General features: G+C 41.6%; 15 protein-coding genes, 9 tRNA genes and 3 rRNA genes. 26 read left to right on the top strand and 1 reads right to left on the bottom strand.

Annotated elements, in window-relative coordinates; all coding sequences use genetic code 11:
- Window positions 1-65: 65 nt before the first annotated feature.
- The 3 genes from MKY08_RS20045 (at window position 66) to MKY08_RS20035 (ending at window position 2,701) form a co-directional block, all read left to right on the top strand.
- On the top strand, window positions 66-545 hold the full coding sequence (locus MKY08_RS20045; RefSeq protein WP_081327862.1) for a PH domain-containing protein: 480 nt from the start codon (window positions 66-68) through the stop codon (window positions 543-545).
- Window positions 538-2,010 (top strand): PH domain-containing protein, encoded by a 1,473-nt coding sequence (locus MKY08_RS20040; RefSeq protein ID WP_069508986.1) that lies wholly within the window; start codon window positions 538-540, stop codon window positions 2,008-2,010. Before MKY08_RS20045 ends, MKY08_RS20040 begins: the two co-directional genes overlap by 8 nt.
- 115 nt (window positions 2,011-2,125) lie before the next feature.
- Complete coding sequence (locus tag MKY08_RS20035; RefSeq protein WP_024361313.1) at window positions 2,126-2,701, top strand: GNAT family protein; 576 nt, start codon at window positions 2,126-2,128, stop codon at window positions 2,699-2,701.
- A 124-nt stretch (window positions 2,702-2,825) separates the two neighbouring features.
- Here MKY08_RS20035 and MKY08_RS20030 read toward each other — a convergent pair whose 3' ends face one another.
- Window positions 2,826-3,446, bottom strand: coding sequence for a rhomboid family intramembrane serine protease (locus MKY08_RS20030; RefSeq protein ID WP_024361312.1), 621 nt, complete (start codon window positions 3,444-3,446; stop codon window positions 2,826-2,828).
- 64 nt (window positions 3,447-3,510) lie between these two features.
- On the opposite strand from MKY08_RS20030, the gene acpS reads away from it, so the two are divergent.
- The 23 genes from acpS (at window position 3,511) to MKY08_RS19915 (ending at window position 18,896) form a co-directional block, all read left to right on the top strand.
- Window positions 3,511-3,867 carry a holo-ACP synthase gene (acpS, locus tag MKY08_RS20025; protein ID WP_069508989.1) on the top strand — a complete coding sequence of 119 codons (357 nt, stop codon included), beginning with the start codon at window positions 3,511-3,513 and terminating at the stop codon, window positions 3,865-3,867.
- Window positions 3,868-3,955: 88 nt separating this feature from the next.
- Window positions 3,956-5,101 carry an outer membrane lipoprotein carrier protein LolA gene (locus MKY08_RS20020; RefSeq protein WP_069508992.1) on the top strand — a complete coding sequence of 382 codons (1,146 nt, stop codon included), beginning with the start codon at window positions 3,956-3,958 and terminating at the stop codon, window positions 5,099-5,101.
- 320 nt (window positions 5,102-5,421) lie between these two features.
- The gene (gene alr / locus MKY08_RS20015; RefSeq protein ID WP_069508995.1) at window positions 5,422-6,543 is read left to right on the top strand and encodes an alanine racemase; all 1,122 of its coding nucleotides are present in this window, start codon (window positions 5,422-5,424) and stop codon (window positions 6,541-6,543) included.
- A gap of 437 nt (window positions 6,544-6,980) precedes the next feature.
- Window positions 6,981-7,244, top strand: a complete 264-nt coding sequence (locus tag MKY08_RS20010; protein WP_080653282.1) for a hypothetical protein — start codon at window positions 6,981-6,983, stop codon at window positions 7,242-7,244.
- A 4-nt stretch (window positions 7,245-7,248) separates the two neighbouring features.
- Entirely contained in the window at window positions 7,249-7,599 is a 351-nt protein-coding gene (locus MKY08_RS20005) for a type II toxin-antitoxin system PemK/MazF family toxin (protein WP_008177055.1), read from the top strand.
- Between the two features lie 224 nt (window positions 7,600-7,823).
- Window positions 7,824-8,168, top strand: coding sequence for an STAS domain-containing protein (locus MKY08_RS20000; RefSeq protein WP_024361307.1), 345 nt, complete (start codon window positions 7,824-7,826; stop codon window positions 8,166-8,168).
- Window positions 8,155-8,625: an anti-sigma B factor RsbW gene (gene rsbW, locus MKY08_RS19995; protein ID WP_024361306.1), complete on the top strand. Its 471-nt coding sequence runs from the start codon at window positions 8,155-8,157 to the stop codon at window positions 8,623-8,625. The genes MKY08_RS20000 and rsbW overlap by 14 nt, the downstream gene beginning before the upstream one ends.
- Window positions 8,603-9,388, top strand: a complete 786-nt coding sequence (gene sigB / locus MKY08_RS19990; protein ID WP_069508998.1) for an RNA polymerase sigma factor SigB — start codon at window positions 8,603-8,605, stop codon at window positions 9,386-9,388. The genes rsbW and sigB overlap by 23 nt, the downstream gene beginning before the upstream one ends.
- A gap of 153 nt (window positions 9,389-9,541) precedes the next feature.
- Window positions 9,542-11,716 carry a Tex family protein gene (locus MKY08_RS19985; RefSeq protein ID WP_069509001.1) on the top strand — a complete coding sequence of 725 codons (2,175 nt, stop codon included), beginning with the start codon at window positions 9,542-9,544 and terminating at the stop codon, window positions 11,714-11,716.
- Between the two features lie 63 nt (window positions 11,717-11,779).
- A complete protein-coding gene (locus MKY08_RS19980) occupies window positions 11,780-12,241 on the top strand; it encodes a SprT family protein (protein ID WP_069509004.1) in 462 nt (153 codons plus the stop codon).
- Window positions 12,242-12,333: 92 nt separating this feature from the next.
- Window positions 12,334-12,410 (top strand) — tRNA-Asn (locus tag MKY08_RS19975).
- 1 nt (window position 12,411) lies between these two features.
- Window positions 12,412-12,483: transfer RNA gene (locus MKY08_RS19970), tRNA-Glu, on the top strand.
- A 27-nt stretch (window positions 12,484-12,510) separates the two neighbouring features.
- Window positions 12,511-12,586: transfer RNA gene (locus tag MKY08_RS19965), tRNA-Asp, on the top strand.
- 5 nt (window positions 12,587-12,591) lie between these two features.
- A tRNA-Gln gene (locus MKY08_RS19960) sits at window positions 12,592-12,666 on the top strand.
- A gap of 15 nt (window positions 12,667-12,681) precedes the next feature.
- A tRNA-Lys gene (locus tag MKY08_RS19955) sits at window positions 12,682-12,754 on the top strand.
- A 69-nt stretch (window positions 12,755-12,823) separates the two neighbouring features.
- Window positions 12,824-12,909, top strand: a tRNA-Leu gene (locus MKY08_RS19950).
- A 24-nt stretch (window positions 12,910-12,933) separates the two neighbouring features.
- Window positions 12,934-13,010: transfer RNA gene (locus MKY08_RS19945), tRNA-Arg, on the top strand.
- An 18-nt stretch (window positions 13,011-13,028) separates the two neighbouring features.
- Window positions 13,029-13,102 (top strand) — tRNA-Gly (locus tag MKY08_RS19940).
- Between the two features lie 214 nt (window positions 13,103-13,316).
- Window positions 13,317-14,868, top strand: a 16S ribosomal RNA gene (locus tag MKY08_RS19935).
- Between the two features lie 181 nt (window positions 14,869-15,049).
- A 23S ribosomal RNA gene (locus tag MKY08_RS19930) occupies window positions 15,050-17,977 on the top strand.
- A gap of 67 nt (window positions 17,978-18,044) precedes the next feature.
- Window positions 18,045-18,160, top strand: a 5S ribosomal RNA gene (gene rrf / locus MKY08_RS19925).
- Together the 16S, 23S and 5S rRNA genes with 9 tRNA genes alongside form the textbook arrangement of a ribosomal RNA operon.
- Window positions 18,161-18,296: 136 nt before the next feature.
- A tRNA-Asp gene (locus MKY08_RS19920) sits at window positions 18,297-18,372 on the top strand.
- Between the two features lie 194 nt (window positions 18,373-18,566).
- Window positions 18,567-18,896 carry a hypothetical protein gene (locus tag MKY08_RS19915; protein WP_069511005.1) on the top strand — a complete coding sequence of 110 codons (330 nt, stop codon included), beginning with the start codon at window positions 18,567-18,569 and terminating at the stop codon, window positions 18,894-18,896.
- Window positions 18,897-18,978 lie beyond the last annotated feature (82 nt).

Genomic DNA, 18,978 nt, shown 5'->3' with positions numbered 1-18,978 from the left:
ATTTATTTGAAACAAATTGGTATTTACGTACGTATACATAGGTAATGAAAAGAGGAGGAACAATTTTGAGAGCAGAACCAATTCATCGAATTTCCCGAAAAGGGTTAACAGTATGGCGATTATATGGTGTGTTACAAACATTGCTGTTGTTAGTCATTGCAGCATTGGTTTGTTACGGCACTTATTATTATGAATGGCCTTCATTTATTTATTTTATCGCGATTGCTGTTGTTCTATTAAGTGCATTTTTATCTGCGTATTTATTCCCGAAAATTCGTTGGGAACGCTGGAGATATGAAGTGCGTGAACATGAAATTGAAGTTCAACATGGCTTGTTTGTTGTCAAACGCACATTAATACCAATGGTACGTGTGCAACATGTTGACACGACACAAGGCCCCATTTTAAAAAGATACAGCCTAGGTAATATTTCAATTTCTACAGCCGCTACGGTACATACAATTCCTGCACTGGTCATGGATGAAGCAGATGGACTTCGTGCGCGTATTTCGGAATTAGCAAGGGTGGCGGAAGATGATGTCTAACGAAGTGTATCGTTTACACCCCGTATCGGCGATTATCTCTAGTGTTAAAGCACTGAAGAGTATGATTTTACCTGTAGCCATTATCATTATTAGTAATGGCTTTAACTTTTCTTTGAACTTCCGAAGTGAACATTTTTTTGAAACCGTATTACTGTTTGGTGTATGGGGGGTAGGGGCAATACTAGCGCTTATCGGTGGTATTGTAAAGTGGCGTACCTTTGTTTACTGGTTTGAGGATGGCGAACTTAGAGTGAAGTACGGGTTATTCGTCAAAAAGAAGCGTTATATTCCATTTGAGCGTATTCAAAGTTTAAATTACCATGAAGGTATTTTTCATCGCATATTTGGCTTAGTCAAGGTGCAAGTTGAAACAGCAGGCAATAAAGGTGGCAAGCCAGAGGTAGAGTTAACAGCTATTCAAAAAATAGCAGCTGACGTTATTGAAGAAGAAATGCGCCGAGCAAAAACACAAATCGCCCAATCCCTTGACGTGGAACCATCACATGCGCAAATAAACGAAGGAATGGTGCCTGTTATTTATCGTATGTCGATGCGGGATTTACTTGTATTAGCAACGACTTCCGGTGGGATAGGCGTAGTCTTATCAGGGGTAGCAGCGGTCATCTCACAGTTTTCGGATATTATCCCGTATGAAGAGGTCTTTCATGAAGTGGCGGATTTTGTGAAGATTGGTGCATTCTTAGTTGCTTTAATGGTCATGTTTGTGCTAATTATTGCGTGGCTACTATCGGTTGTTATAACACTTGTGAATTATTACGATTATACGGTTCGTATTGAAGATGAAAAGTTAATGATTACTAAAGGTTTACTGGAGAAGAAAAGAATTACATTACCATTAAATCGAATACAGGCTATCCGTATTGTTGAAAACCCTTTGCGACAAATATTTGGCTTTGCTACTGTTGTAGTAGAGAGTGCGGGGGGGAATGGTGAAAAGGGTGGAGATAAAAAAATTGCATTGTTCCCACTGATTAAAAAACAAGATTGTGTACAAACGCTAGAACAACTTTTCCCTGAAATGAATTGGCATCCTGAATTTATAAAGGCTCCGAAACGTGCACGTCCATTTTTTTATCGCATTGATTTCTTTTGGCTCGTACCAATAATAGGGGCAAGTAGTTATTTCTTATATCCTTACGGGTTATTAGCATTCTTACTAATTCCATTAATCGTATTCCTTGGTATGTGGCAGCATAGAACAGCGGGCTACATGATTGACGGCAAGCAATTGACAATGCAATATCGGATTTTTAGTCGCATTACATTGTTTATGGAGAAAAAACGTATACAATCTATGGAAAGTAGTCAAACGTATTTCCAAAAGCGTAAACAAGTCATGTCTATAAAAGCAACGGTAATGTCAGGAATGGCTGGTATGACAGGTAATGTACCTAGCCTAGAACAACAAGATGCTGAAACTATATTAACTTGGTATGAACATTAAATAGAAAATGATTAGCTAATCTTTGCATAAAAATGTAAAGATTAGCTTTTTTTATATACAAATCTAGAAAAAATGCGTTTATAATAGAATAAATTGACAAAAAGGGGTGGATTTGATGTTTCGATACAGCATAAATGAGCACACCTATTTAAAAATGTTAGATTTAAATGATGTAGAGGAGTTATTTGCGCTAACAGACCGTTCAAGAGAAACTTTACGTGAGTGGTTACCCTTTGTAGACAATGTCAAGACGGTCAAAGATACAGAACAATTTGTTCGAAATGCAATGCAACAATATGCTGACCATAATGGGATACAGGCTGGAATTTATTATGATGGTAAGCTAGCGGGGGTCATTGGTTATCATCAAGTGAATTGGCAACATAAGTGGACAAGTATTGGTTATTGGTTAGGGAATGAGTTTGTTGGCAATGGGCTTGTGACAAATTCGATGAGGGCATTTATTGATTTTGCTTTCGAATATCTAAAGTTAAATCGCATTGAAGTCCGCGTTGCAGTGGGGAATATACGTAGTCGGACAATTCCTAAAGTGCTAGGATTCAATGAAGAAGGGCGTTTAAGAGATGCTGAATGGCTATACGATCATTATGTAGATCAGGTTGTCTATGGGCTAACCGCAGTAGAATGGAAAAAAATAAAAATGGCGAAAGAGGCTACTGTTGTACTATAATTTCAACGATAGTATGTCAATTACCTTAGGAAAAATGGAATGCTAGGGATGTTAAGCTATAAAAAAGAGGAACAGCCCGCAGTGATTAACACCTCACTGATGGGGTAGCTCCTCTTTTTACAAGCTATTTTCCTGCCATTCTTTGTTTGCGCCAACTTAGAATTCTTGTAGGATGTAGGTAAATAAGTCCGAGTAGGAATCCAGTCACTAAGCCACCTAAATGGGCATAAACATTTACATTAGACTGTAAGAAAGTCATGATGACACTGATGACGATAATCGGCAAAATAAGCTTACGAAGCATTGGCATTGTACGACGCGTGTAGTAGACAAGTGCACCAAACGCACCGAAAATACCAAAAATTGCGCCGCTTGCGCCAAGGCTGGCATAACTACTGTCATTAAGCATAAAGGTTGCCATGTTCCCTACGATACCCGATAATAAATAAATCGTAATGAAGCGTGCTTTACCTGCAATTTTCTCAAGTTCTGGCCCAAATAAAAACAGGGAGAACATATTAAAGAGCACATGCATAAAGTTCGCATGTAAGAACATCGCAGAGAAAATCCGCCACCATTCACCGCTTTGTATAAGGAAATTGACTTGAATCCCATAGTTCCACAGCAGTTCTCCTATGACTGGAAGAAGTGTTAATACATAAAGAATAAGATTCACTGCTATTAGTGTTGAAACAACAGGATAATAACTTGTATATTGCTTAAAATTTTCTGTTCTACTAAACATAGCTCCACCTCAATTTACAATTATTATACATGGCTTTTTGGAAATAAGAAAAGGAGAAGTTCATATGATTAAAGGAATTGGTCTCGATATTGTAGAAACTGAGCGTATTGTGAAAGCAATGACACGCACAGATAAATTTATAGACCGCATTTTATCAGTTAACGAACGTGCACTATTTGCAGCGCATTCTGAATCTCGCAAAATAGAATTTTTAGCAGGGCGATTTGCGGCAAAAGAGGCCTTTTCAAAAGCGCTAGGTACCGGAATAGGGAAAGATTGTGCGCTACAAGATGTTGAAATATTAAGAGGGGAAGCGGGTAACCCTGTTTTATATTTTAAAGGAGAGCTTGTAAAGGGCTTTGTTAGTATTACACATTCTAAGCAATATGCAGCCGCGCAAGTAATATTACTTATGGAATAAAATATATTGCCTTTTTATCAAATGACATAACTGACAAATATGGTTCATATATTGTCGTAGTGGATTTGAAAGAAGAAAGGGTGAAAGCGTGGGCAACCGTTTAGTTACTTGGCTCGTCTTAATTTGTGCGATATTACTTCTGTCGGCGTGTGGTACAGCCTCACAGGAAAAAGTGTTGAAGAAAGTTAATGGTAAGTGGTCAGAGACGAATGGTTATGAGTTAGACGCTAAGATGGAGATTAAATCAGGTGGAGAACCTAGAACATATGATGTTACCGTGTGGCATACTAAACCTGATTTCTATCGAGTGGAAGTAGTGGAAAGTGGGAAAGATGTATCGCAAATGATTGTGCGTAATGCTGATGGAGTTTTTGTGGTTACACCAACATTAAACAAAATGTACAAATTCCAAAGCGATTGGCCAAAGAAAAATAGTCAGGCGTATTTAATCGGAGCATTAGCAGAAGATTTAGCTGAAGATAAAAATTTAGTCATGAAAGAAGAGGACAAAGCATATATATTTGAAGCGGCTACTAGAAATAGCTATAAAAATAGTATGCCTCACCAAGTTATAACGGTAGATAAGAAAACGATGCTTCCTACATCTGTAGTGATTATGAATGATGTCAAAGAAGAGCAAATTCGTATTACATTTAATAATATTAAGCTAGGTGTACAACATGCTGCGAAAGAGTATGCTGTTGAACAATTTACTGAAACAGAAGATTCAAAAGGCGAACAAGCTGCACCTGCAAACAAAGATGCAAAAGATGATAAAGATGCAAAAGGTGAAACGGATGCAAAAGGTCAAGCGGAAGCAGATGGTGAAACGGATGCTAAAGGTCAAGCAGATGCAAATGGTGAAAAAGAAGCAGTCGGTGCAGAGGTTGAATATCAAGAATTCCAAACGCATTATCCAGTTGTAAATTTTGAGAACACGAAAATGACAGATGAAAAAGCCATTAGTGATAGTGGTATGGAACGAGTTATTTTAACGTTTGAAGGTGATAAAGCGTTTACAGTTATGCAACAACCAGTTTTGAAAGAGTCCTCTATGTTACCAGTTACTTCACCAGGTGATCCTGTTGACTTAGGGTTTACAATTGGCGCGATTACAGATACGTCCATTAGCTGGGAAAAAGACGGCGTCGCATTCTTCGTAGCTTCTAGTAAATTAACACGTGAAGAAATGGTGGAAGTTGCGACTTCCATGACGATAAGTAGTATGAAGTAATTTTTCTAGCTACAGCTTTCTGAAAAGAGAGCTGTAGCTTATTAGGCAATAAAAGTAAATTGTTTCTAGCGGTTTATGTATAGTAATGTGAAACCGTGGAGATTATTTATAGAAACGTGTTGTATGGTTTGCAAAAGAAAAACTAGTTTTGATAGGAATAAAAAGGGAAAAATTAACATGCTGTCGAATTTATATAATGGTATGTACAAGCAGAACAATGTATTATCCGAATGGCGGACAAGTAGTAGGCTAGGATTTAATGTTATATGGAGTTTTTTCCTATACATAACGGTTTAATAACTAAAAAAGAGGGTATTCTAATGGAGACACAGCAGCATTTCAGACCAACCAAAGCAATTGTAGATTTACAAGCAATCCAACAAAATATAAAAAATTTAAAAGCTCTACTCCAACCAAGTGTACAAGTTATCGCAGTCGTAAAAGCAAATGCCTATGGACATGGGGATATTGCAGTTGCTAAAGCAGCTTTGGAAGCGGGTGCTACAATGCTTGCAGTGGCTACACCAGATGAAGCATTACATATTCGAGCACATTTCGAAGAACCAGACATACTCATATTAGGAGCCTCGCCAGTATCATTTGCATCCTATGCAGCACAACAACGCATTACGCTTACAGTATTTTCAAGTGATTGGGTACAGCAAGCTGCAACAATGGTAACAGGGGAAGAAAACCCTTTACAACTACATATTAAGGTAGATAGCGGAATGGGCAGAATTGGTATACGCACCGAAAGCGAATTATTAGAGCTATACCATACCATCCATTCAACAGATAATGTAGAATTGGATGGCATTTTTACTCATTTTGCAACAGCGGATGAGGAAGACACAGCCTATTTTGATAGCCAAGTAGCGTTATTTGAAAAGCTCATTGCTATATTGCCTGACAAACCTAGACTAGTACATGCATCCAATACAGCAACGGCTTTGGTAAAGGATAATCGTTTACAATATGATGCTGTACGTTATGGTATTTCAATGTATGGTTTAGCACCATCATCTTATGTAGAGGGAATTTTACCATTTCCATTGGAGCCTGCCTTTTCACTTGAAAGTGAGCTTGTCCATGTCAAACAGTTAAAAGCAGGAGATTCAGTAGGTTATGGAGCAACATTCATTGCACAAACAGATATGTGGATTGGAACAATTCCAGTAGGTTATGCAGATGGAGTAATTCGTAAATTAGCAGGACAAGAGGTACTAATAGACGGACAAAGAATGCCTATAGTTGGACGAATTTGCATGGACCAATGTATGGTTGCGCTGCCAAAAGCATATGCTATAGGTAAGGAAGTAACGCTCATTGGTCGTCAAGGGCAAGAAGAGATTTCAATAGATGAATGGGCAACAAAGCTAGAAACGATTAATTATGAAGTACCATGCATTATTACAGCAAGAGTTCCTCGTATTTACATTTAACTTTGTTTAACCAAGTAGCCCTTCGCTTCATAAAATGAGGGTGAATAGTAATTATTCAATTTTGGTCAAGTTAAATAAGGAGTATGACAAATTTTGGGTGGAACGCGTAAGGGATTTTATTACAAGTAGTTTTTAATGAAAATAATTTTGCAATACATTTAGACAAATCGTGTTAAAGAATATTTGTCGAAATTAATCAGTGAATAGGAAACCCAATTCTGTTCGGATTAGTGGATTATGTATAGTGAAATTAAATAACAGGCACCAAGTCAATATGACGTATGGTACCAGCACATACTTTCGACAACCTACAAAATTTTACAACTTGTCCTTCAAATTGTCAGATATTTTGTCATTTCATGTCTTTTCAACAATATCTTTCAATGGTAGAATGGGTAGTAATGAAAAAGTGTATGGTTCCGTTGGAGGTGCTTGCTGTGTACGAGAAAAAGTTAAGAGAAGCTACAATTGCTATTCAAGATAGACTGATTCTACAAACAAAGGAAGTAATTGAAGGTGAATCTTTTGTGCGTATTTTGTCGCGCAAAAATTTAATGCAGGAGCAACCAAATCAAATACGGGAAGCTATGATGAAAGGATATGTTGAGATGTCTCATATTAACCTGATGATTGCAAGTGAATGCTTGCACGCGGAATATGAAGCACAACATACAGTGGAGCGTCTCGTTAGCGGGGGATGACACTTTGAATGTAAAACGTGGTGACGTTTTTTTTGCAGATTTATCGCCGGTAGTTGGATCCGAACAAGGTGGCACTAGGCCGGTACTAATAATTCAAAATGATATTGGAAATCGATTTAGTCCGACTGTCATCATCGCAGCAATTACTGCACAGATTCAAAAAGCAAAATTACCGACACATGTTGAAATAAATGCTGAAAAGTACGGTTTTGAACGTGATTCGGTCATTTTGCTTGAGCAAGTGCGTACAATTGATAAGTCTAGATTGACTGATCGTATTACGCAGCTAGATCATGCAGTAATGGAAAAAGTAGATGGAGCATTGATGATTAGTTTGGGGCTTGTTAAATTTTGATATACATATGTGTATAGAGCATCAGGGATTTTATTTATCCTGATGTTTTTTTAATTTTTTTCATTACAAGCATTATTGCCTTTTAAGTTTGTAGAAAATTGTCGTTGGTTTTTTGTAACTCAAAAAAATAAAATTTATGCGAAGAAAAAAAATTAATCATGTTTAACATCCGATAGATGCGGGTAAAGAAGAAAAGTCTAATAAATATGGTGGAGGTGGGCTGTATGGACATGGTAGTAAATTTTAAAAAAGATGGCACAAAATTATATGGTTATGTTGAAGGTGAAATTGATACATTTACAGCTTCTGGTCTGCGTGAGGAACTAGAGGCGGTTAAGATTACAGAAGGTATGGAGATTAAATTAGATTTATCGAAAGTGAATTATATGGATAGTACGGGTCTTGGTATTTTAGTAGCTTTTTATAAAAGAGCTTTACGTGAAGAAGGTAAAGTTAAAATTGTAGGCCTATCTAAACGATTACAAAGATTATTTGAAATTACTGGCTTAAGTGAACTGATGGATATTGAAACTGATAAGAAGGTGGAATTAAGTAATGAAGGAATTTGATTATATTGAGATAAGGGTTCCTGCAAAGCCGCAGTTTGTCAGTGTTATTCGTTTAACGGTTTCTGGATTAGCTAACCGCATAGGGTTTAGCTACGATGATATTGAAGATTTGAAAATCGCCGTTAGTGAAGCGGTGACAAATGTTGTGCACCATGCGTATAAAGATGTTGAAGAAGGCGAAATTGTCATAGGTTGCGCCCTCTATGAAAATAAGTTGGAAATGATGATTGCAGACTATGGGAATAGTTTTAACTTTGAGGAGATTAAAACGAAAATTGGGCCTTATCATCCGGGAGACAGTATTGCGGGGCTAAGAGAGGGCGGTTTAGGGCTTTATTTAATGGAAACTTTAATGGATGAGGTGATGATTAATAACGATGGTGGCGTAACTGTCTTCATGACAAAGTACGTCGCTAGGGAGCAGGTGGAAAAAAATGTCGAAAGAATCACTACATAAATCTTCTACTAAGGAAGATGTATTAAAGTGGATAGAATTGTACCAAGCAACAGAAGATGAAGAAGCACAAACCAATTTGGTTATTCATTATCGTAATTTAGTAGAGTCCATTGCAAGGAAATATTCATATGGTAAATCTTATTACGATGATATTGTGCAAGTTGGGATGCTGGGGTTACTAGGTGCAATAAGACGTTTTGATGCTACATTTGGTCGCAGTTTTGAGGCCTTTGCTGTACCTACTATAATTGGGGAGATTAAACGATTCTTACGCGATAAAACGTGGGATGTTCATGTGCCGAGACGAATTAAAGAAATAGGACCACGTATTAAAACGACTGTAGAATCGTTAACGATAGAGTTTCAACGTTCACCTTCCATTAAAGAAATTGCCGAGCGTTTAGAGGTACCGGAGGAAGAAGTTTTAGAGGCAATGGAGATGAGCCGAAGCTATCAAGCACTGTCAATGGATCATTCAATCGAATCAGATAATGACGGAAGTACTGTCACGTTATCTGATATTATGGGTAAAGAAGATATAGGTTATGAAATGACCAACAGAAGAATGATTGTTGCAGACGCAATGGAAGTTTTGAATGAGCGAGAAAAACAAATTATTCAGCTTACTTATTTAGAGCAACTGAGCCAAAAAGAAGCGGGAGAACTATTAGGTATTTCTCAAATGCATGTATCGAGAATTCAAAGAAAAGCAATTAAGAAATTACAGGAGGTCATTCTTGCAAGTGGAAGTGTGCCACTGTAATACCTATCATTAGGGCGTTTATTACTAGAGGGTTTCATAATCCAATAGCAATAAGCGCCTTTTATTTTTGGCTGTCCTTCTTGGTGGATAGACTATCTTTGGTTTTTTATTGAAGTGTAGTGGTAAAATGAAAAGAAAAAAGGTAGTGATAATGTGGAACAAAAACAAATGTACCAGCTTATTGCAAAGGATGTAGCAATTAAACCAAATCAAGCAGAGGCAGTAATAAAATTACTGGATGAAGGTAACACCGTCCCGTTTATTGCGCGCTATCGAAAAGAAGCTACTGGCTCTTTGGACGAGGTACAAATAAAAGCTGTAGAAGATCGTTATCATTACATACAGCAACTTGAACAACGCAAAGAAGAGGTTCTTCGTTTAATTCAAGAACAAGATAAGCTTACCCCAGAGCTGGAACATGCCATCCAAGTGGCGACGGTATTACAACGTGTTGAAGATTTATATCGCCCATATAAGCAAAAACGACGTACGAAAGCGACAATCGCAAAGGAAAAAGGATTGGAGCCTCTAGCTGATCTACTACTAGAGTATCGTAGTGAAGCGTTAGTCCAATTAGCCCAAGATTTTGTTGATATAGAGAATGTTGCAACAGTGGAAGATGCAATTGCTGGAGCACGTGACATTTTAGCAGAGCGCTTTGCTGATGATGCAAGTATACGGCAGAAAATCCGTACTTTTTCTTGGAAAGAGGGCATACTGACTACCGCTTTAAAAAATGCGGAACTAGATGAAAAAAAGGTTTTTGAAATGTATTACGAATATGAAGAGCCTGTTAACCGCATTGTTCCTCATCGTATTTTAGCTGTAAATCGTGGGGAGAAGGAGGATGTCATAAAGGTTGCTATCCAAGTACCGATAGATCGAGTACTGATGATTATGTGGAAAGAGTGGATACCAGCAACAGGTTTCTCACCTGCCATTGCAGAGGTGAAACTTGCAATAGAGGATTCCTACAAACGATTAATTCAACCATCGATTGAGAGAGAGTTACGTAATGAATTAACGGAAAAAGCAGAGGCGCAAGCGATTCATATTTTCTCGGAAAATCTCCGCAATCTTTTACTACAGCCACCTTTAAAAGGTAAGTATGTACTAGGAGTGGATCCTGCCTATCGTACGGGTTGTAAATTAGCTGTTGTTGATGAGACGGGTAAAATGCTAGAAGTTACGGCGATTTACCCACATCCACCAAAGCCAGATGTAGCAAAATCAAAAGCAGTTGTGAAAGAGATTTTAGCGAAATATCCTATTACAATCATTGCGATTGGTAATGGGACAGCCTCACGCGAAACTGAGCAATTTATTGCCGATGTTTTAAGTGAAGTGAACACAGATGTAGCTTATGTTATTGTCAACGAAGCCGGTGCATCCGTTTATTCGGCGTCGGAGGTTGCGCGTGCTGAGTTTCCTGATTTGCAAGTAGAGCAACGGAGCGCGGTGTCAATTGCACGACGTTTGCAGGACCCATTGTCGGAATTAGTGAAAATTGAGCCAAAGGCAGTAGGTGTTGGACAATATCAGCATGATGTTTCTCAAAAGAAATTATCAGAGTCATTAACATTTATAGTAGAAACAGCGGTCAATCAAGTCGGTGTCGATGTCAATACAGCATCAGCCTCTTTATTGCAATATGTTTCAGGGCTATCGAAAACCGTTGCCGAAAACATTGTAAAAGTACGAGAAGAGAATGGGCAATTCACAACTCGTGCGCAATTGAAGAAAATTCCACGCCTTGGTGCAAAAACGTACGAGCAAGCAATAGGGTTTTTACGTGTACCTGAAGCGAAAAATCCATTTGATGCGACAGGTATTCACCCAGAAAGCTACAATATTGCAGAGCAAATTTTAGAAGCGGCCCACATAAATAAAAAAGAACTAGGAACACAAAAAGCAGAGGAAGCAATTGCAGCTCTTAATGTTCAAGCGTTAAGTGAAAAGCTAGGGATTGGCGTTGTTACTGTTCAGGATATTGTAGATACTTTAATGAAACCAAGTCGTGACCCGCGTGATGCTTTCCCACAACCATTACTTAAAACGGATGTTTTAAAAATGGAAGATTTACAAGTAGGAATGGAATTACAAGGTACTGTACGGAATGTCGTCGATTTTGGTGCATTCGTTGATATTGGTGTAAAACAAGATGGGCTTGTGCATATTTCCAAGTTGCAAAAAAAACGTATTAAGCATCCATTAGAGGTTGTGGCATTAGGTGATATTGTCACAGTATGGGTGGAACAAATAGAAGTAAACAAAGGCCGTATTTCATTAACGATGCTTCCTCCAGAAAAACAAATGGTTGAAGTGTAATAATTTCTTGCCACACTGTCTATACTGCGCAGTGTGGTATTCTTATTGTTAGAGGTGATGAAATTGAACAATGAGGAACTGCAACAGCTTGTAAGTCGAATTTCATTAGAAAGTTTTCATAAACCCTTTATGCATCGTGCATACTTTAATCCAAGGCTGCGTACAACAGGTGGGCGTTATCTTTTGCAATCCCACCATATTGAAATCAATCCAAAGGCGTTTGAAATGTATGGTGTTAGAGAGGTAGAGGGGATCATTCTTCATGAATTATGTCATTACCACTTACACCTTGAAGGAAAGGGCTATCAACATCGAGATAAAGATTTTCGAGAGTTGTTAAAAAAAGTGAATGCCCCTCGATTTTGTTCAGCGTTGCAAATACCTAAATCTCATAGCAAAAAACAGCGCCCTCACTATACATATGAATGTATACAATGTCACCAAAGGTATGTTAGAAAAATTAGATTCAATGTGAACAGATACTGTTGTGGCAAGTGTTCAGGGCAATTAATGATAGTTGAGTAAAAAAACTTTTTAAAAAAGGGTTGACGTTTATTCAGCTAATCCCTATAATAGTAAAAGTCGACAAGATAAAGCCGACAACACAATATGATTATTCCGAAGTAGCTCAGTTGGTAGTAGCACCTGACTGTTAATCAGGTTGTCGCAGGTTCGAGTCCTGCCTTCGGAGCCATGGCCCCTTGGTCAAGCGGTTAAGACACCGCCCTTTCACGGCGGTAACACGGGTTCGAATCCCGTAGGGGTCATTTTCATAAATAGATAATTGTAACATTGGTCCCGTGGTGTAGCGGTTAACATGCCTGCCTGTCACGCAGGAGATCGCCGGTTCGATCCCGGTCGGGACCGCCACTTATTGGGGTATAGCCAAGCGGTAAGGCAACGGATTTTGATTCCGTCATGCCTAGGTTCGAATCCTAGTACCCCAGCCATTCATTTCTTAATATGAGCCATTAGCTCAGTTGGTAGAGCATCTGACTTTTAATCAGAGGGTCGAAGGTTCGAGTCCTTCATGGCTCATCTTTTTTAAGAAAAAGGTTGAAAATTCGAATTATCATTGTATAATAAGAAGGTTCCTATTTTTTGAATGCGGTCGTGGCGGAACGGCAGACGCGCTAGGTTGAGGGCCTAGTGGGGGCAACCCCGTGGAGGTTCAAGTCCTCTCGGCCGCACCAAGTCAGTTCAGTTATTTAACACATGCGCCCGTAGCTCAATTGGATAGAGCGTCTGACTACGGATCAGAAGGTTGTGGGTTCGACTCCTGCCGGGCGCGCCATAATACATTTTAATAATTGCGGGTGTAGTTTAATGGTAAAACCTCAGCCTTCCAAGCTGATGTCGTGAGTTCGATTCTCATCACCCGCTCCAAAAAAAACATTTTAAAAAAAGGGTTGACATCATTAACGAAAGATGTTAAGATATAAAAGTTGCTGAAACAAACGGTAACAAAATGAACCTTGAAAACTGAACAAGCAAAACGTAATCAATATAGTTTTTACTAGCTAACTTTGTTAGTGAACGAAACAAAATTTTGGACATCAAAATTGATGCCAGCAAAACAATTTGAGCTAATCAAATTTCTTTTATGGAGAGTTTGATCCTGGCTCAGGACGAACGCTGGCGGCGTGCCTAATACATGCAAGTCGAGCGAACAGAGAAGGAGCTTGCTCCTTTGACGTTAGCGGCGGACGGGTGAGTAACACGTGGGCAACCTACCTTATAGTTTGGGATAACTCCGGGAAACCGGGGCTAATACCGAATAATCTATTGTTCCTCATGGGACAATACTGAAAGACGGTTTCGGCTGTCGCTATAGGATGGGCCCGCGGCGCATTAGCTAGTTGGTGAGGTAACGGCTCACCAAGGCGACGATGCGTAGCCGACCTGAGAGGGTGATCGGCCACACTGGGACTGAGACACGGCCCAGACTCCTACGGGAGGCAGCAGTAGGGAATCTTCCACAATGGGCGAAAGCCTGATGGAGCAACGCCGCGTGAGTGAAGAAGGATTTCGGTTCGTAAAACTCTGTTGTAAGGGAAGAACAAGTACAGTAGTAACTGGCTGTACCTTGACGGTACCTTATTAGAAAGCCACGGCTAACTACGTGCCAGCAGCCGCGGTAATACGTAGGTGGCAAGCGTTGTCCGGAATTATTGGGCGTAAAGCGCGCGCAGGTGGTTTCTTAAGTCTGATGTGAAAGCCCACGGCTCAACCGTGGAGGGTCATTGGAAACTGGGAGACTTGAGTGCAGAAGAGGATAGTGGAATTCCAAGTGTAGCGGTGAAATGCGTAGAGATTTGGAGGAACACCAGTGGCGAAGGCGACTATCTGGTCTGTAACTGACACTGAGGCGCGAAAGCGTGGGGAGCAAACAGGATTAGATACCCTGGTAGTCCACGCCGTAAACGATGAGTGCTAAGTGTTAGGGGGTTTCCGCCCCTTAGTGCTGCAGCTAACGCATTAAGCACTCCGCCTGGGGAGTACGGTCGCAAGACTGAAACTCAAAGGAATTGACGGGGGCCCGCACAAGCGGTGGAGCATGTGGTTTAATTCGAAGCAACGCGAAGAACCTTACCAGGTCTTGACATCCCGTTGACCACTGTAGAGATATGGTTTTCCCTTCGGGGACAACGGTGACAGGTGGTGCATGGTTGTCGTCAGCTCGTGTCGTGAGATGTTGGGTTAAGTCCCGCAACGAGCGCAACCCTTGATCTTAGTTGCCATCATTTAGTTGGGCACTCTAAGGTGACTGCCGGTGACAAACCGGAGGAAGGTGGGGATGACGTCAAATCATCATGCCCCTTATGACCTGGGCTACACACGTGCTACAATGGACGATACAAACGGTTGCCAACTCGCGAGAGGGAGCTAATCCGATAAAGTCGTTCTCAGTTCGGATTGTAGGCTGCAACTCGCCTACATGAAGCCGGAATCGCTAGTAATCGCGGATCAGCATGCCGCGGTGAATACGTTCCCGGGCCTTGTACACACCGCCCGTCACACCACGAGAGTTTGTAACACCCGAAGTCGGTGAGGTAACCTTTTGGAGCCAGCCGCCGAAGGTGGGATAGATGATTGGGGTGAAGTCGTAACAAGGTAGCCGTATCGGAAGGTGCGGCTGGATCACCTCCTTTCTAAGGATATTTTCGGAATACAAACCTTGGGTTTGTAAGATTACGTTTTGCGTTCAGTTTTGAAGGTTCATCATTACGATGAAATACTTCAAAACTTGTTCTTTGAAAACTGGATAAAACGACATTGAAATTGTAACAAACACATTTATTTTTTAAATTAAGTTTTTAGGCTTAATAACTAGGTTAAGTTATTAAGGGCGCACGGCGAATGCCTTGGCACTAGGAGCCGAAGAAGGACGGCACTAACACCGATATGCTTCGGGGAGCTGTAAGTGAGCTTTGATCCGGAGATTTCCGAATGGGGGAACCCACTACGTTTAATCGCGTAGTATCTTGACGTGAATACATAGCGTCTTGAAGGCAGACCCAGGGAACTGAAACATCTAAGTACCTGGAGGAAGAGAAAGAAAAATCGATTCCCTGAGTAGCGGCGAGCGAAACGGGAAGAGCCCAAACCAAGAGGCTTGCCTCTTGGGGTTGTAGGACACTCTATACGGAGTTACAAAGGAATGAGTTAGATGAAGCGACTTGGAAAGGTCCGCCAGAGCAGGTAAAAGCCCTGTAGTCGAAAGTTCATTCCCTCCAGAGTGGATCCTGAGTACGGCGGAACACGTGAAATTCCGTCGGAATCCGGGAGGACCATCTCCCAAGGCTAAATACTACCTAGTGACCGATAGTGAACCAGTACCGTGAGGGAAAGGTGAAAAGCACCCCGGGAGGGGAGTGAAAGAGATCCTGAAACCGTGTGCCTACAAGTAGTTAGAGCCCGTTAATGGGTGATAGCGTGCCTTTTGTAGAATGAACCGGCGAGTTACGATTACGTGCGAGGTTAAGCTTTAGAAGGCGGAGCCGCAGCGAAAGCGAGTCTGAATAGGGCGAATTAGTACGTGGTCGTAGACCCGAAACCAGGTGATCTACCCATGTCCAGGGTGAAGGTGAGGTAACACTTACTGGAGGCCCGAACCCACGCACGTTGAAAAGTGCGGGGATGAGGTGTGGGTAGCGGAGAAATTCCAATCGAACTTGGAGATAGCTGGTTCTCTCCGAAATAGCTTTAGGGCTAGCCTCGTGATGAGAATACTGGAGGTAGAGCACTGTTTGGACTAGGGGGCCATCCCGGTTTACCGAATTCAGACAAACTCCGAATGCCAGATATTTATACACGGGAGTCAGACTGCGAGTGATAAGATCCGTAGTCAAAAGGGAAACAGCCCAGACCACCAGCTAAGGTCCCAAAGTAATCGTTAAGTGGAAAAGGATGTGGCGTTGCACAGACAACCAGGATGTTGGCTTAGAAGCAGCCATCATTTAAAGAGTGCGTAATAGCTCACTGGTCGAGTGACGCTGCGCCGAAAATGTATCGGGGCTAAACGATTCACCGAAGCTGTGGATTGACATCTACGATGTCAGTGGTAGGAGAGCGTTCTAAGTGCGTTGAAGTCAGACCGGAAGGACTGGTGGAGCGCTTAGAAGTGAGAATGCCGGTATGAGTAGCGAAAGACGGGTGAGAATCCCGTCCACCGTATGACTAAGGTTTCCTGAGGAAGGCTCGTCCGCTCAGGGTTAGTCGGGACCTAAGCCGAGGCCGATAGGCGTAGGCGATGGACAACAGGTTGATATTCCTGTACCACCTCCTCACCGTTTGAGAAATGGGGGGACGCAGTAGGATAGGGTAAGCGCGCCGTTGGTTGTGCGCGTCCAAGCAGTAAGGCGTGTGTGTAGGCAAATCCGCACACTGTAACGTTGAGCTGTGATGGCGAGTCCGTATGGACGAAGTTCCTGATTTCACACTGCCAAGAAAAGCCTCTATCGAGGTGAGAGGTGCCCGTACCGCAAACCGACACAGGTAGTCGAGGAGAGAATCCTAAGGTGTGCGAGAGAACTCTCGTTAAGGAACTCGGCAAAATGACCCCGTAACTTCGGGAGAAGGGGTGCTCTTGAGCGTGCAAGCGCATGAGAGCCGCAGTGAATAGGCCCAGGCGACTGTTTAGCAAAAACACAGGTCTCTGCAAAACCGTAAGGTGACGTATAGGGGCTGACGCCTGCCCGGTGCTGGAAGGTTAAGAGGAGTGGTTAGCGCAAGCGAAGCTGCGAATTGAAGCCCCAGTAAACGGCGGCCGTAACTATAACGGTCCTAAGGTAGCGAAATTCCTTGTCGGGTAAGTTCCGACCCGCACGAAAGGCGTAACGATCTGGGCACTGTCTCAACGAGAGACTCGGTGAAATTATAGTACCTGTGAAGATGCAGGTTACCCGCGACAGGACGGAAAGACCCCGTGGAGCTTTACTGTAGCCTGATATTGAATTTTGGTACAACTTGTACAGGATAGGTAGGAGCCAGAGATCTCGGAGCGCCAGCTTCGAAGGAGGCGTCGGTGGGATACTACCCTGGTTGTATTGAAATTCTAACCCATGCCCCTTAGCGGGGCAGGAGACAGTGTCAGGCGGACAGTTTGACTGGGGCGGTCGCCTCCTAAAAGGTAACGGAGGCGCCCAAAGGTTCCCTCAGAATGGTTGGAAATCATTCGTAGAGTGTAAAGGCACAAGGGAGCTTGACTGCGAGACCTACAAGTCGAGCAGGGTCGAAAGACGGGCTTAGTGATCCGGTGGTTCCGCATGGAAGGGCCATCGCTCAACGGATAAAAGCTACCCCGGGGATAACAGGCTTATCTCCCCCAAGAGTCCACATCGACGGGGAGGTTTGGCACCTCGATGTCGGCTCATCGCATCCTGGGGCTGTAGTCGGTCCCAAGGGTTGGGCTGTTCGCCCATTAAAGCGGTACGCGAGCTGGGTTCAGAACGTCGTGAGACAGTTCGGTCCCTATCCGTCGTGGGCGTAGGAAATTTGAGAGGAGCTGTCCTTAGTACGAGAGGACCGGGATGGACACACCGCTGGTGTACCAGTTGTCTTGCCAAAGGCATCGCTGGGTAGCTATGTGTGGACGGGATAAGTGCTGAAAGCATCTAAGCATGAAGCCCCCCTCAAGATGAGATTTCCCATTACGCAAGTAAGTAAGATCCCTCAAAGACGATGAGGTAGATAGGTTCGAGGTGGAAGTGTGGTGACACATGGAGCTGACGAATACTAATCGATCGAGGACTTAACCAAAAAAGTTTGAAACATTCAATGTACCGTTTATCCAGTTTTGAAAGAATAATCTTTCAATTAAATACTGTCTAGTGATGATGGCAAAGAGGTCACACCCGTTCCCATACCGAACACGGAAGTTAAGCTCTTTAGCGCCGATGGTAGTTGGGGGCTTCCCCCTGTGAGAGTAGGACGTCGCTAGGCAATTCAAACAGTTAGCCGTGTGCTGGCTGTTTTTTTATTGCCATATTAGAGGTATTTTTTACTATTTTTTAATAAATAATAAAAATAATATTGTAGTTTTATATTTTTTGTGTTATATTAATAAATGTCTTAAAGAGGTCCCGTGGTGTAGCGGTTAACATGCCTGCCTGTCACGCAGGAGATCGCCGGTTCGATCCCGGTCGGGACCGCCATTTATATGAAATTACAGTTCTTATGATTATTATTAATCATAAGGACTTTTTTTATTTGCGTGCGTAGGAAATCGCCACTAGACTGAGAGAAAACGCCAATAGCCCAATGAAAATAGAGGATACTAAAAGATATGCACTAAATCGTTGTCCAGTGCATATGTATAGACAGTATGAGTTTTTGCAAGGACGGAGGTATGTTCATAGCTTTTCGTTTCGGTATCTATTGGTTAATCTTTATACTTAAGGTTGCTTGTGGAGTGCCCATTATTGATATTGAGGAATCAAATTCATATCATTGGCAAAAAAATATGAATGAACATGAATTTACGCAACTGAAACAAGGTATGACGTATATGGATGTAGTTGAAATTGCTGGTGGGGACGCTAGTGAGATGATTGAAAATGATTATTATCGTTGGAATGATGAAATTCTTATGACACAAGCATACATAGTTCAATTTAAAGATGATAAGTTAGTAAATAAAGAGGTTATTGCTGTAAAGGGATATTCAACAAGAGAGTAGGCACGTCTTCAATCAGGAAGACGTGTTTATTTTTTGAAAATCACTGGATGCTTTGAACATTTGCTTGTGTTTCGGTAAACTA

The organism is Lysinibacillus sp. FSL M8-0337 (assembly GCF_038593855.1).
Lineage (GTDB): Bacteria > Bacillota > Bacilli > Bacillales_A > Planococcaceae > Lysinibacillus > Lysinibacillus sphaericus_D.
Note: the sequence above shows the minus strand (reverse complement) of the source record. Positions and strands in the feature narration are given on the sequence as shown.